The organism is Neobacillus piezotolerans (genome assembly GCF_003362805.1).
In the GTDB taxonomy this organism is placed as follows: domain Bacteria; phylum Bacillota; class Bacilli; order Bacillales; family Cytobacillaceae; genus Bacillus_D; species Bacillus_D piezotolerans.
This window is the reverse complement of the sequence record NZ_QNQT01000001.1, coordinates 339,759-352,966: the sequence shown is the minus strand read 5'-3', so window position 1 is coordinate 352,966 and position 13,208 is coordinate 339,759. Positions and strand designations below refer to the sequence as shown.

The window sequence follows — 13,208 nt, the reverse complement described above, 5'->3', positions numbered from 1 at the left end:
GCCTACACCACCTCCTTTTCCGCATCCTGGCCATGAAAGCTGTTATGCTGATTTCTGAATACTTTGGAGTAATAGCCTTTCTTGCTGAGCAATTCTTCATGTGTTCCACGTTCAATGATTTGGCCATTTTCCATGACCAGGATCAAGTCGGCTTCCTTCACAGAGGAAATGCGGTGCGCGATAATAAAGCAAGTTTTTTGTTTTAGGATGGCCTTTAGGGTTTCCTGAATTTTGAGCTCGGTTTCCATGTCGACCGCGGAAGTAGTGTCATCGAGAATTAGAATAGATGGATTTTTCAAAAGAGCCCTCGCAAGCGCGATCCGCTGCTTTTGTCCGCCGGAAAGCCCTACGCCGCGTTCCCCGACAATCGTATCATAGCCTTCGGGAAGGCTTTGAATAAAGTCATCCGCTTCCGCCATTTTCGCGGCGGCCTTGACCTCTTCAAGTGTCGCTTCCGGATTCCCGTAAGCGATATTTCCTTCGATTGTATCGGAGAACAGAAAAATATCCTGCATGACCATCGCCATGCTCGCGCGGAGCTTGTAAAGGTCCCAATCTTTTACATCGATACTGTCGACCTTCACTTCGCCGCTGTCTGCATCATAAAAACGGCTCAAGAGATTTACCAGGGTGGATTTTCCCGACCCAGTAGCCCCGATAATGCCGACGGTCTGGCCAGGAGATGCCTTAAAGCTAATATCCCTAAGCACATCCTCATCCCCGTAGCTGAACGAAACCTGGCTGAATTCTACGTATCCCTTTAACGCTTCCCCGTTCAGCTTTTTGCCGTCATTGGCGATGGCTGGCGTTGTCTTCATTAATTCTTCAACTTTCTTGGCGGATGCATTGAACCTCTGGACATCGTTAATGAGCCAGCCCGCCATCCGCATCGGGTTGTTAAGCGCCCAAATGAGGCCGTTGAAGGTGGCAAGCTCCCCGATTGTAAGAGAACCGTTGATAACCATAATCCCGCCGACAAGGATCATGACGACCGTGAATAAGCCGGCAAGCGAATCAAGCACAGGAAGGAACTTTTCCCACACCTTCGCGGAAGCAAGCGACTTTTCCTTGTAGCCTTCATTCTCGGCGGTAAACTTCCTTATCTCGTATTCTTCCTTTGCGAATGCTTTTACGACGCGATTCCCGCTTATATTTTCCTGGACAACCGAATTCAGTTTCGCAAACTGGGTGCGGATTTCCGAAAAGGTCGGTCCGACGGCAAACGTCATCTTATAAGCGAAAAAGCCGATAATCGGCGTTACAAGCATCATCACAAGGGCCAGCTGCGGATGGATATAAAACATGAAACCGACCGCGAAAAGCAGGATTGTTGCGTTTTCGAATATCATATAAATCGACCAGGCGGAAAACGCACGGACCATTTCCATATCCCCTGTCATCCTTGCCATAATGTCGCCGGTTTTTGTTTTATCATAAAATTGAAAATCCAGTTTGTTGAGGCGGTCATACAGCTCTTTCCGTATGCGGAAGATTGTATTTTGGGAAATCCGCTCAAACTGGATTTGATAGGTGTAACGGATAACAGTCTTTAAAACAGTAGCCCCAATCATCGCGCCGATGAACGGCCATAATAGTTCCTGCTGCTTCCCAAAAATGACTTTGTCTATGATTTTTCCCGCGAATAGTGGATTAACCAAATTTAATGAAGTGACAACCAGCGCAAGAGCCAATCCAAGGAAGAATCTGAATCGGTACTCCTTCAGATACCCCCATATCCAACGAAAGCTTTGCATATTTCTCTTCTCCCCCCGGTAAAACTGAACATAATATCACTATATTGCGTATCCTACCCTCCTATGTACCTTTGTCGAACTATTCCGAACTGCGAAATAAATAACATAATAACCATTCTACAACAGTAACAACTCCAATACTAGATAAAAATTCCATAAAATGAAGAAAATTCTCTTTGAAATGATGAAAGCCATAAAAGGACATAAAAGCCCCTTCCCGGGGCTCCACTCGATGCTGAGGGGGACTGCCTAAAGTGGGGTGGTCTATCCTCCTTGCAAAAAAAACACCCGCCCCTTTAATTTAGGAGCAGGTGCTTGAGAAAGTTATTAACGGATACCCTTCATAAAGACTTGTATTTTCGGAGCCAACATGAAGAGCAAGACACTTAGGACGATGGACGCGCCACCGATAATGCCGAAGTATGCCATTTCGTTTTCCGGTGTATAGAATTGAACGATTTGGGCATTTATTGCCTGGGCAGCTGCGCTTGATAAGAACCAAAGGCTCATTGTCTGCGCGGAAAACGCTGCAGGCGCAAGCTTTGTAGTCGCAGAAAGCCCTACAGGCGACAGGCACAATTCGCCGAGAACAACAATCAGGTAGCTTAGGACAAGCCATAGCGGGTTAACCAACGAATCGGTTCCGCCGAAATATGCTGGCAGCAGGATGACAAGGAAGGACAAACCTGCAAACAGCAAAGCCAGCGAGAATTTTTGCGGGATGCTCGGCTGGCGCTTGCCTAATTTGATCCACATCCAGGCAAATACTGGCGCCAAAAAGATAATGAAAAGCGGGTTCAGTGATTGGAACCATGCCGGAGATATTGTCATACCGGCAAAATTCAGCTGCGTCCGATTGTCCGCATAGCTAGCAAGAATTGTCGAGCCCTGTTCCTGGATCGCCCAGAACATGACCGAGGCGATAAACAGAGGAATGTAGGCGATTAGACGCGAACGTTCAACTTCATTTGTTTTCGGGCTGCGATACATGACGATGAAATACAAGGTCGGAATTAATATACCAAGGACCCCAACGAGATTAATAAAGCTTTTGAAAGTCAACAAGCCTGTAGGAATAGCAATCGCAATTAGCACTGCAACGGCGGCTACAACTATACCAATAATCGTGTAGGTCTTTTTCTTTTCATCACCTGTAAGCGGGTTTGGTACATAAGTTCCAGCAAGTCCAAGGTTTTTCTTCTTCGTTGTAACAAATTGGACCAAGCCAAAAAACATACCAACAGCCGCGATACCAAATCCAAGGTGGAAGCTTGTATTCATAACGGAACCAACAATCAGCGGTGCTAAGAATCCACCAAGATTGATACCCATGTAGAAGATACTGAAGCCGGAGTCACGGCGTGCATCTTCTTCACTGTAAATCTCGCCAACTACTGACGAAACGTTTGGCTTGAGCAGCCCGGTACCAAGAACAATCAGCACCATTGAAATGAAGAACAATGCAACATTGCCCGGAATCGCAAGTGCGATGTGGCCAAGCATGATTAAAATACCGCCATAAAAAACGGCTTTAGATGTACCGAATATCCGGTCAGCGAACCAGCCGCCGATTATACCGGACATATATACGAGTGAACCGTAGATTGACATAATCGAAAGTGCGAGAGTCTGATCAAGTCCAAGCCCGCCTTTTGAAACTTCATAATACATATAGAAAACAAGGATTGCCCTCATTCCGTAATATGAGAAACGTTCCCAGAATTCTGTGAAGAAAAGGGTGAATAGTCCTTTTGGATGGCCAAAGAAGCCTGTCTGGGGGACACTAGCCACAATTTTCTGCCTATCATAGTTTGCCATGGTTATAAGCCTCCTCTATATATTATTTCATGATACTTTCTTAAATATAATTTTGTCAAAAGCTATTTTTGGCATTACGCTTGAAATCTTCCAAAAATGCTGATAAAACAATGAATTCTAATAATATAACCATAAAAGAAAGTTTTTTTAAAATAATTATTCTATTCCTAATTTTCCCTCAAATGTGACTCTTCAGCCATTAGCAAGATCCCCTCCCCATCCTTTAAAAAAATTGCCCCCTGCAATAAAGGCAGGAGGCTGGATTCAGGCAGTTCACAAACAGCAATCCAAGTTCTTTTGGCCTTTCCGGAGGTGCGTAGCGCGAATCCCATGCCACCCTCCCCGTCCCGGCGCCCACAATGCAGCGCCTTATTCCACATCAACCGGCGACGAAAGGCTATCCTCATACTTATCGATAAAAAGGACGCCGCTTGTGTTAATGACAGCATAATAAATGTCTTCAACCTTCAGGTTCCGCTTTTTGCATTCCCCTTTTATCCAATCGCTGCTGTAAATTCCATTCGTGTTTTTTGCAATGATTTTTCCATCCATGATCAATTCGATTGGGAGGGACTGGTGGGAATGCATTATCCCAAAGTCCCGTTTTACGGGGGGTTGGAAGGGCGATTTTTTAATAATCGATAATGTGCCGCTGACCTCAAGCAAGGCGTACTCCACCTCGCCAATATTAAAAATATCTTTTTCCCGTAAAAGCTGATTCAGGTCATCAATCGACATTTTTAGCTTCTTCATATTCATGTCGAGGATTTTTCCGTTTTCAATCAGGACGGTCGGACGGCCAGACAGCCATTCCCTTATCCATCGGCTTCTCCATGACAATAAAAGGCAAAGATAATATAAAATCAGTAAAGCGATAAACGCAATTAAAATATCCATGAACTTAAGGTTGGTGTGAAATCCCATATTGGCTATAAATGAGCCGATTGAAACAGACAAAGCGAAGCTATAGTGGTTTTTATGTGAATTAATATGCTTGCCAATTACCAAGGTAACGAAAACCAATAGGACGAAACTGGTTAACGTCCTTCCTATTGGAACCAGGAATTCTTCCACTAAAATCTCCCCATCACAATGGATTTAAACAATGAAAAAAGGCCGGGAAGATTCCGTAAAAATCCACCCAACCTTTATACTTCCAAATTATTCATTTTTTATCCCAATCCGTTTGGGTTTAAATCGTCAACAGCGGACGCGAGGACATGTCCTGGAAAGCGGCTTGTTTTACTCAGCGCCGTTTACCCGCCAATGGCTGGTTCATCGTATGCAGATTGCTCATCACCTTCGTGCTGTAGGTAAAATCCCCGTAGCAATAAGGGTAGCGGAAGTTGTTTTTATCGCCTCCGCAATTGTAAAGCTTCGGATTTTTTTGGACCTGGATGTACGAATATTCCTTCGCGAAATCCTCTTTATGCTTACCGCCCTTTTCCGCGACAAAGTCAATGTAGCCGATTCCCATATTATACGCCTGGATGATGGTGGGAAGGTCGACGTTTTTCTTTTCGCCGTATTGGTAAGCTTTGTGAAAATGCTTCACACCCTGCCTGATGCTTTGCTCCGGGTCTCTAATGGCGTTTCGGGCCAACCCCGCCGATTCCGACGACTGCATCGGGTCGCCGCCCTTCCCCTTGCTTTCTTGCTGCATAACCGCTGCAAGGAGAGGCGTGTACTCCTCGAGCTGCACCTTCTCAAGTTCCATGTGGATTAATGGAGTATATTTTTTCACATTTTCCGAAGGAAGGTTTTTATAAACAAGCTCAGGGTTTTTGGTAAAAGACAATTCCCCATTTAACAGCGCAACAAGGCAGAAGACTCCGGCAAGGATCATCAAAATATGAAAAAATCTCTGCTTTTCCTTCCTATTTTTCGCCAATCTACGTTTCTTCTTCATTCTGTTTCTCCAAACCTTGTATTCTCTTATCTATTATTAGCAAAAAACAGCGGAGAAAACTACTATTTGCAAGCTATAAAACACAAACCTTAACACGTTTCGCCAGAACGGCGGCTGATTCTCCGATTTCCGCCAAGAAAGTTAATTTTTTTAGAGGAAAAGGTTTCCCTATTTTGAAATATTGGTAAATAAGAGGATAAGCAAGCAACTTAGCCCTCAGACCATTTTTACCGCTATGGAGAACTTGCTCTCGATGGGTCCGGGTCTTCCCAATTTTCATAAAAAAGCCAAAAGTATTTCAAAACCAACAACTTTTACTATATAATTAAGTTGTTGCTTTTCTTAAAAAAGCGTCAGTCAAAGGGGGAATTCGATGATTAAGTTTGATAACATCGTCAAAAAATATCAGCGGCAGGCCGTCATCCACAATTTCAGTCTCGAAATTGAGGAAGGCCAGCTCGTGGTTTTTATAGGCCCGAGCGGCTGCGGAAAGACCACTCTTTTAAAAATGGTCAATCGCCTGATCGAGCCAACTTCCGGAAAAATTTATATTAACGGGAAAGACATATCCAAAATTGACCCAATCGAGCTACGAAGGAATATTGGCTATGTCATTCAAAGCACCGGCCTGTTTCCGCACATGACAATCAGGGAAAACCTCGAACTGATTCCGAAACTTAAAGGCGAAGATCCCGCGGCCATTGAAGAGAAAACCGAAAGGCTCCTGAATCTTGTCGGCCTGGATCCCGTCCAGTACATTGACCGCTACCCGAAGGAATTAAGCGGCGGACAGCAGCAGCGTGTCGGTGTTGCCCGCGCCTTTTCCACTGACTCCGATATCATCCTTATGGATGAACCATTCAGCGCCCTAGACCCCGTAACCAGAAGTTCCCTTCAGGAAGAATTGTTCAACATGCAAAAGGAATTGAACAAGACGATCATCTTCGTTACCCACGATATGGATGAGGCGTATAAAATCGCGGACCGGATTTGCCTTTTGAAGGATGGGGAAATCCTGCAGTTCGACACCCCTGAAAATATCCTTAAAAACCCTGCTTCGGAATTTGTCGAGAACTTCCTTGGAAAACGGCGGGTTTGGAACAACCCTGAAGTGTTGAAAGCGGAAGATATCATGATTCCAGACCCGATAAAGGTGTCACCTGTGCGGAATGTGCTGCAGGCGCTGGAAATAATGAAGGAGAAAAAGGTTGACAGCCTGATGGTCACCGGCAAGGATAATCTGCTTATCGGCCTAATAACTTTAAAGGACATTAACGTGACTGATAGGACCATGTTAATCGGCGACGTAATGGAAAGGAATATCCATTCTGTCTCCGAAGACATGGATTTGATTAATGTTTTTAAGAAAATGAATGAGCACAGGATTGGCTATTTGCCTGTTGTGAATGATTCCGGACAATTGAGGGGGCTGATTACCCGAAGCAGCATTCTATCCGCCTTAAGCAGCCAGCTTATGGATCTGGAGGTGGCATTTTAATGAAGGCATTTTTCGATTATATTTTCAATAATACCGGCCAGATTTTGAATTTGCTCGGCCAGCATATATATTTAAGCATCATATCTGTATTAATTGCGATAGCAGTAGGGGTTCCGCTTGGGATATTGATCTCGCGAAATAAAAATCTATCAAAGCCGGTTATCGGGACGGCGAATGTCGTGCAGGCAGTCCCAAGCCTTGCGCTGCTTGGTTTCCTTATTCCATTCATAGGAATCGGCAGCACGCCTGCGATTGTCATGGTTGTGTTATATTCCCTGCTGCCTATTGTTAAAAACACCTATACTGGGCTTACGAATATAGATAGGGACATTCTTGAAGCAGCGCGTGGAATCGGGCTCACAAACAGCCAGATCATGAGGAAAATCCAGCTGCCGCTCGCTTTCCCGGTCATCATGGCCGGCGTACGCATATCTGCAGTAACGGCCGTCGGGCTGATGACAATCGCGGCGTTCGTCGGCGCAGGCGGTCTAGGCTACCTGGTCTTCTCCGGTGTTTCGACGGTTGACAATAATATGATTCTAGCTGGTGCGATTCCCGCCTGTATCCTCGCATTGCTGATTGATTTTGTGGTCGGCAGGCTTGAGTCGAGAATTTCCTATACAACGAAAACGGCCCGAAAGGCTAAAAATCCGAAGACTTCCCTGGCAAGAAGGATTGCAATCCCCGCGCTTATTGGGATTATAGTCATTGGTACCGGAATTACCTACGCGTTCAATTTGGTTGGCGCCAAAGAGAAAATTTCCATTGGCTCTAAAAACTTCACTGAAGCCGTAATCCTTGCGAATATGGCGGCCGACCTGATCGAGGACAAAACCGACCTCGAGGTTGAACGGAAGCTAAAGCTTGGCGGAACTCAGGTTGTGTTCAACGCGCTCCGAAAAGGGGACATTGATTCATATATCGAATACACCGGAACAGGGCTCGTCAGCATTTTGAAAAAAGAAGTCTCGAACGATCCGGATGAAGTTTATTCCATTGTCAAAAAGGATTTCAAGAAAAAATACGGCCTTGAAACACTCAAGCCGCTTGGCTTCAATAATACGTACACACTTGCGGTTCGGCAGGACACCGCCGAGAAGTATGGGCTTGAAACATTCTCCGACCTTGCCAAAGTCAGCAATGAATTGACACTTGGAGCGACAATCGAGTTTACGAACAGGGAAGATGGGCTCCCCGGCCTCGTGAAAATGTACAACATGGATTATAAAAACCTGCGCGCGGTTGACGGCGGGCTTCGTTACACAGCGCTTAAGAGCAAAGAGAGCGATGTAATCGACGCTTTTTCAACAGATGGGTTGCTCGAGGAATTCAAATTGAAGGTGCTTGAGGATGATAAAAAGTTCTTCCCTCCTTATTATGCCGTTCCAATTGTCAGGGAAGACACTATGATGGAACACCCAGAAATCAAAGACGCATTTGACTTGCTCGCAGGCAAACTGACAGACGAAAAAATGCGCGAACTGAATTACCGCGTCGACAGCCTAAAACAATCACCTGAAAAAGTTGCAAAAGACTTCCTAATCGAGGAAGATCTAATCGAAAAATAGAAGAGTATCCCCCGCCTCAACCGCGAATGACAAAGAAATTGCGCATTCAGTTAGCTAGGGACGTATCTCCTATTCCGTTCAAAAATCAAAAACAGGGACGGTTCCGGATTCTCCTTCACAACCGAAGGAATAGCGGAACCGTCCCTTTTACTAACTCATTCTTTCATAAAGCCGATGACCCGGTTGTAAGTATGTTCATTGCCAATCACGAGCAAAATGTCGCCCGCTTCGATGCTGGCATAAGGGCCGGGCGAAATAATAATTTCCCCTTCCCTTTTCAGCCCGACAATCGTGCCGCCTGTATTTTGCCAAAATTTCATTTCCGAAATCGTCTTGCCAATTTGCAAACAGTCCTCGTTAATTTCGATTTCTAACGGAACAAGCAGATTTGTATATCTCAGCTTTCCAGAGTAATCAACGATTTTCTCAATCGTTTGAAAAAGCTCCGCATCGAGCTTTTCCCGCTCTACGATAATCTTTCGCAGTGTCTTTTCCATATCCTTCACGCTTTCAAGGTTGGAAAAACGGTTTATGTACGTTAAAGCATTCTCCCTGGAAGAGATAACAACCCCCGCGCCCTTCTCGGATTTTACAATCTCGACATCCTCAAGGATCTTGATGGCTTTCCTGACCGTTTCCGGCGAAACGTTGTATTCGCTCGCCAATGTGGATCGCCCGTGGATCTTTTCGCCGACCTTATACTTTTCATTGTAAATCCGATTCGCAATATCGATAGCTATTTGTTCATATACAGGGATTTTTGTACGCATCAAATTCTTCCTTTATTAGGTGATACTGTTTTCTTTTAAAAAAGCTGGCTCTCTGGCTCCGATTTATGGATGAACCTTCAAAAGAAACATTGCTTATAGTATACCATTTAGAAGTATTGGGGTTTACATCCTATCTTGCAATACATGCCCGGTATATCTCTTTTCTCATAAATTAAAATGAAAGCCGGCACAATACGAAGTGAATAAGCGGCTCTCTCATTAAAGAATGAATGAAATTAAATGTAGGACACACCAGATTAAATCTCCGATTGGCTCGCCTGGATAATAAGCCTGTTCAAAGCCAGATAAGGAAAGTATTTGCGGGAAGCCATCCAGGCCCGCCTTTATAAAAACAAAAACGTCCCCAAGAAGAGGCAGAGCGACCCTACCGGAATCGGGTGCTTCAAAAACGATGTAAAATATTGAAAAAGCGATTCCGTTTCATAGCTTTCCTTCCGAAAAACGCCGAGGGTAACTGCCAGGAAGACTGCAGAGGAAAACAGCAGGATGTATTGAAAAGACATAAAATGTGTGCTGATAGGGATGCGGAATGTGTAAACATAGCCCCTCTCCTGAAGCATGATGTAAACAGTATAAGCAAACAGGACTTCGACACCCAGTGTCAGCACTGCCCAAAGCCAGAATTCGATTTTTTTTCCCATACATAGCTCCTTTTAAATTACTTCACCTTATTATAAAAGGCCTGTTCCATTCCATCAATACGCCAATAATACCAATTAAATCCAACACAAAAAAAGAAGAAAGCCTGCGGGCCATCCCGTTTTCCGGGAATATGCCTGCAGGCTGCTGAAATTCTATTTTCCGTGAGCGAGAGACCTTTGCAATTTTTTGCCTTTTAGCTCTCCAGCGTTTAAATGGACAGTTGCCATTGCCGCCAAAAGCATGATGCCAGTTACAATAAAGACGATCTGTACAGGGAAAATGCCGCCTATGAATCCGCCAATCATCGGCCCAATCATTCCGCCGAGCTGGTTTGCGGTCTGGTTCATGCTGAATGCCCTGCCCCGGAAATCGTCCGGAGTTGATTTTACGACAAGGCCGTTCAATGCTGGATAAACCGCGCAGAAGAAGATGCCAAATATGAACCTGATAATCGAGAATCCCCAAATTTGCGCGAACAAAACCTGTGCCAGCATCCCTAAGCCGCCGCCGAGCAAGCCAATAAAAAGGACGCGCTGGAAACCCACTTTATCGGCCCATTTGCCCCATCGCGGGGCGAACAGGACGCTAGCGATGGCTGGAAGGGAGAAGATGACCCCAGCCAATAGCGCGGCGTTGTCAGCAGACCCGCTTAATTTTACAACATATAAAGGAAGGACAGGTTCGATTGTCATGACCGAACAGCTGACAACGAGCGTAAGGATGAGCACGAGCAGGAAGGTGTGATTATTAAGGGCGACTTTGAAGTCTTTTATGACGGAGCCCTTTTCCTTGCTCGGTTTGAAATTCTCCTCACGCACCCAGAAGATGATGAGCAAAGTCGCAAGGCCGACAATGATTCCCCCTGTCGCGAAAGCCCAACGGTTCCCAACGAGATGGGCAATCACCCCTCCAAACAGCGGGCCGGCAATCTGCCCGGCGGCTGAACCAGATGATATCAGCGAAAGGGCGTATCCCACATGTTTGCCAGGAGTATTCGTCCCCACCAGCGCGATCGCCCCAGGGATGAATCCACTCAACAACCCCTGCAGGATCCTCAATCCGAGGATTTGATATGGGTTCGTAACAAATGCCATAAGCGTATAAATAACAAAAAGGGCAATACCTGCCCTGACAATCATCGGTTTGCGGCCGTATTTATCCGCCACTCTTCCCCAAAAAGGCGAAGCGATGGCACCAGCGAAAAATGCCGAGCCGAAAATAAGCCCCGACCACATCTCTGTGTTCTCGTGAACTCCCAATTGCAGAAGGAATAACGGCAGGAACGGAACGACCATTGAAAAACTAGCGGCAGTAAAAAATACACCAACCCACAGGACCCACAAATTACGTTTCCATATTGCCATGCTATATCCATCTCCAAGCTGAAGAAAATATTGATAGTTTCATATATCGACAATTATAGCATGGAACGAAATTAATTTCACTATCGAAATATTCGATATCCGAAATATTTTATTGAAGTGCTGTAAATTTTCAAAAATTTGAAACAGGTAAGGGTTTTTAAAATGGTAAAATAGGGGCATCAGAGAAAAGGAGCGAAACCGATGGATAAAACCGAAATTATCGCGCGGAGGATTATGGGATGGAAATTAAACAGATGGAATCGCTGGTATGATCCGGAAAGGGGCGTTTTCATCCCTGTCGCTGAATTTCAGCCCGCGGCCAATCTCGGCCATGCCATGGCGATCGTGAAGCGGCTTGAGGAAGCTGGATACAAATATAAAGCCAAAGAAGGCAATGAAGTTTCCTTCAATGGCGCACGTGCGAAAGGGGAGACCTTGGCGGAAGCCATTACGGAAGCCGCCTATGCAATCGCGGACAACAGTTCAGTGGATGATGGCTGGCTTTAGTATTTTCCCGCCAATCGGCAAATCAATTCCCAAATGCCCGGCTTTAACGACGAGCCGGGCAACTCTTTGAATCTATCAGAATCCTATTTTTCCTTTACCAAATAGACTCGTTCCGGCCTGCCAACTGTCCCATACGATAAGTCCGCATCCACTTTTTCCTCGGAAACAAGGTACTCCAAATATCTCCTGCCGGTAGTTCTGCTGACTCCAATTTCCACGGCAACCAATTCAGCTGTAAGGCCGGAATCCGCTTTTGCCAGGACGTCGAGGACTTTTTCGAGTGTAAGCGGGTCAATTCCTTTAGGCAGGTGTGTTTTTTCCGCAACAAGTATGCCCGCCTCTTTCCTTAAAAGCATGTCCACCTGGTGCTGGGTCACACTTGAATACTGCCTGCCAAGATTATGGAGCTGGAAATAATAATCCCGGTACCGGACAAGCGCCTGCTTGAATCTTTCAAAAATGACCGGCTTTATAATAAAATCAAAAACTCCTATCGTGACCGCTTCCTGCACACGGTCAAATTCCTTTGTCGCCGTAATCATGATAATGTCGATTTTCTTTTTTCGCTGCTTTAGCTCCCTTAACAGGTCCATTCCATCCATATCGGGGAAATAAACATCCAACAAGACCAGGTCGGGCTCCATAATGTCGATGTAGCTTTTAGCCTCTTCATAGCTTGCGGCAATCCCGACGGTCGTAAAGCCCCCGACCTGTTCAATGAACTTCGTCTGGATTTCCGCAACCCTTAAATCGTCTTCAACAATGAGTACTTCAATGTTGTTCTGGGTGTCCATTTTTCTTCCCCCTTTTTGGCAGTGCGACGGTGAATAACGTCCCTTCTCCTTCCACAGTTGAAAAGGTAATGGTTCCGCCGAAGCTGTCCACAGCATTCTTCACAAGGCTAAGGCCAATTCCCTGGTTATTTGATGAGGCTTTCGTCGAGAAGCCCTGTTCAAAAATTTTGCAGCAATCTTTATCGCGGATTCCTTTTCCGTTATCTTCGATTTCAATAATCAAATCCTTTCCAAGGTCCGTTAAAAATAAGGAAACCTCCCTTCCCTTTTCATTGTTTTCCTTAACGGCTTCAAATGCGTTATTAATAAGGTTTCCTATGATCGTTATCAAATTGTCCCTGCTGATTGAAGCCGGCACATCCTTAAATGAGCTGGACTGGTCCACGTTGAACTTTATTTTTAATTCGCTTGCCAGGCTTGCTTTGCCGAGAATGAACCCCGCAATGATCGGGTCGGGCACTTCCCTCATTAAAAATTCGATAAAACCCTGGGCATGGTCCATCTCCTTCGAAATAAATTCGATTGCCTCTTTATAGGAACCTAGCTGAATAAGGCCCAATAGT

13 protein-coding genes are annotated in these 13,208 nt (G+C 45.3%); 3 read left to right on the top strand and 10 right to left on the bottom strand.

The window, feature by feature from the left end; genetic code table 11:
• Positions 1–2: 2 nt before the first annotated feature.
• The 5 genes from DRW41_RS01615 to DRW41_RS22775 all read right to left on the bottom strand — a co-directional run bounded on the left by DRW41_RS01615 (position 3) and on the right by DRW41_RS22775 (position 5,761).
• Positions 3–1,754 (bottom strand): ABC transporter ATP-binding protein, encoded by a 1,752-nt coding sequence (locus tag DRW41_RS01615; RefSeq protein WP_115450217.1) that lies wholly within the window; start codon positions 1,752–1,754, stop codon positions 3–5.
• A gap of 327 nt (positions 1,755–2,081) precedes the next feature.
• On the bottom strand, positions 2,082–3,572 hold the full coding sequence (locus DRW41_RS01610; protein ID WP_115450216.1) for a peptide MFS transporter: 1,491 nt from the start codon (positions 3,570–3,572) through the stop codon (positions 2,082–2,084).
• 369 nt (positions 3,573–3,941) lie between these two features.
• Positions 3,942–4,646 (bottom strand): DUF421 domain-containing protein, encoded by a 705-nt coding sequence (locus DRW41_RS01605; protein ID WP_115450215.1) that lies wholly within the window; start codon positions 4,644–4,646, stop codon positions 3,942–3,944.
• A gap of 172 nt (positions 4,647–4,818) precedes the next feature.
• The gene (locus DRW41_RS01600) at positions 4,819–5,481 is read right to left on the bottom strand and encodes a lysozyme family protein (protein ID WP_245959308.1); all 663 of its coding nucleotides are present in this window, start codon (positions 5,479–5,481) and stop codon (positions 4,819–4,821) included.
• 73 nt (positions 5,482–5,554) lie between these two features.
• Complete coding sequence (locus DRW41_RS22775; RefSeq protein ID WP_181884371.1) at positions 5,555–5,761, bottom strand: hypothetical protein; 207 nt, start codon at positions 5,759–5,761, stop codon at positions 5,555–5,557.
• Positions 5,762–5,854: 93 nt separating this feature from the next.
• On the opposite strand from DRW41_RS22775, the gene DRW41_RS01595 reads away from it, so the two are divergent.
• Positions 5,855–6,979, top strand: coding sequence for an ABC transporter ATP-binding protein (locus DRW41_RS01595; RefSeq protein ID WP_115450214.1), 1,125 nt, complete (start codon positions 5,855–5,857; stop codon positions 6,977–6,979).
• Complete coding sequence (locus DRW41_RS01590; protein ID WP_115450213.1) at positions 6,979–8,547, top strand: ABC transporter permease/substrate-binding protein; 1,569 nt, start codon at positions 6,979–6,981, stop codon at positions 8,545–8,547. Before DRW41_RS01595 ends, DRW41_RS01590 begins: the two co-directional genes overlap by 1 nt.
• 155 nt (positions 8,548–8,702) lie before the next feature.
• Here DRW41_RS01590 and DRW41_RS01585 read toward each other — a convergent pair whose 3' ends face one another.
• The 3 genes from DRW41_RS01585 to DRW41_RS01575 all read right to left on the bottom strand — a co-directional run bounded on the left by DRW41_RS01585 (position 8,703) and on the right by DRW41_RS01575 (position 11,344).
• The gene (locus DRW41_RS01585; RefSeq protein WP_115450212.1) at positions 8,703–9,317 is read right to left on the bottom strand and encodes a GntR family transcriptional regulator; all 615 of its coding nucleotides are present in this window, start codon (positions 9,315–9,317) and stop codon (positions 8,703–8,705) included.
• Positions 9,318–9,661: 344 nt separating this feature from the next.
• Positions 9,662–9,979, bottom strand: coding sequence for a hypothetical protein (locus tag DRW41_RS01580; RefSeq protein ID WP_115450211.1), 318 nt, complete (start codon positions 9,977–9,979; stop codon positions 9,662–9,664).
• A 153-nt stretch (positions 9,980–10,132) separates the two neighbouring features.
• Positions 10,133–11,344: an MFS transporter gene (locus DRW41_RS01575; protein WP_115450210.1), complete on the bottom strand. Its 1,212-nt coding sequence runs from the start codon at positions 11,342–11,344 to the stop codon at positions 10,133–10,135.
• A gap of 201 nt (positions 11,345–11,545) precedes the next feature.
• On the opposite strand from DRW41_RS01575, the gene DRW41_RS01570 reads away from it, so the two are divergent.
• Positions 11,546–11,851: a BC1872 family protein gene (locus DRW41_RS01570; protein ID WP_115450209.1), complete on the top strand. Its 306-nt coding sequence runs from the start codon at positions 11,546–11,548 to the stop codon at positions 11,849–11,851.
• Positions 11,852–11,934: 83 nt separating this feature from the next.
• Here the strand turns inward: DRW41_RS01570 and DRW41_RS01565 are convergent, their stop codons facing one another.
• Both DRW41_RS01565 and DRW41_RS23320 read right to left on the bottom strand, forming a co-directional pair.
• Positions 11,935–12,645, bottom strand: coding sequence for a response regulator (locus DRW41_RS01565; protein WP_115450208.1), 711 nt, complete (start codon positions 12,643–12,645; stop codon positions 11,935–11,937).
• On the bottom strand, positions 12,623–13,204 hold the full coding sequence (locus tag DRW41_RS23320) for a sensor histidine kinase (protein WP_245959307.1): 582 nt from the start codon (positions 13,202–13,204) through the stop codon (positions 12,623–12,625). Before DRW41_RS23320 ends, DRW41_RS01565 begins: the two co-directional genes overlap by 23 nt.
• Positions 13,205–13,208: the final 4 nt, after the last annotated feature.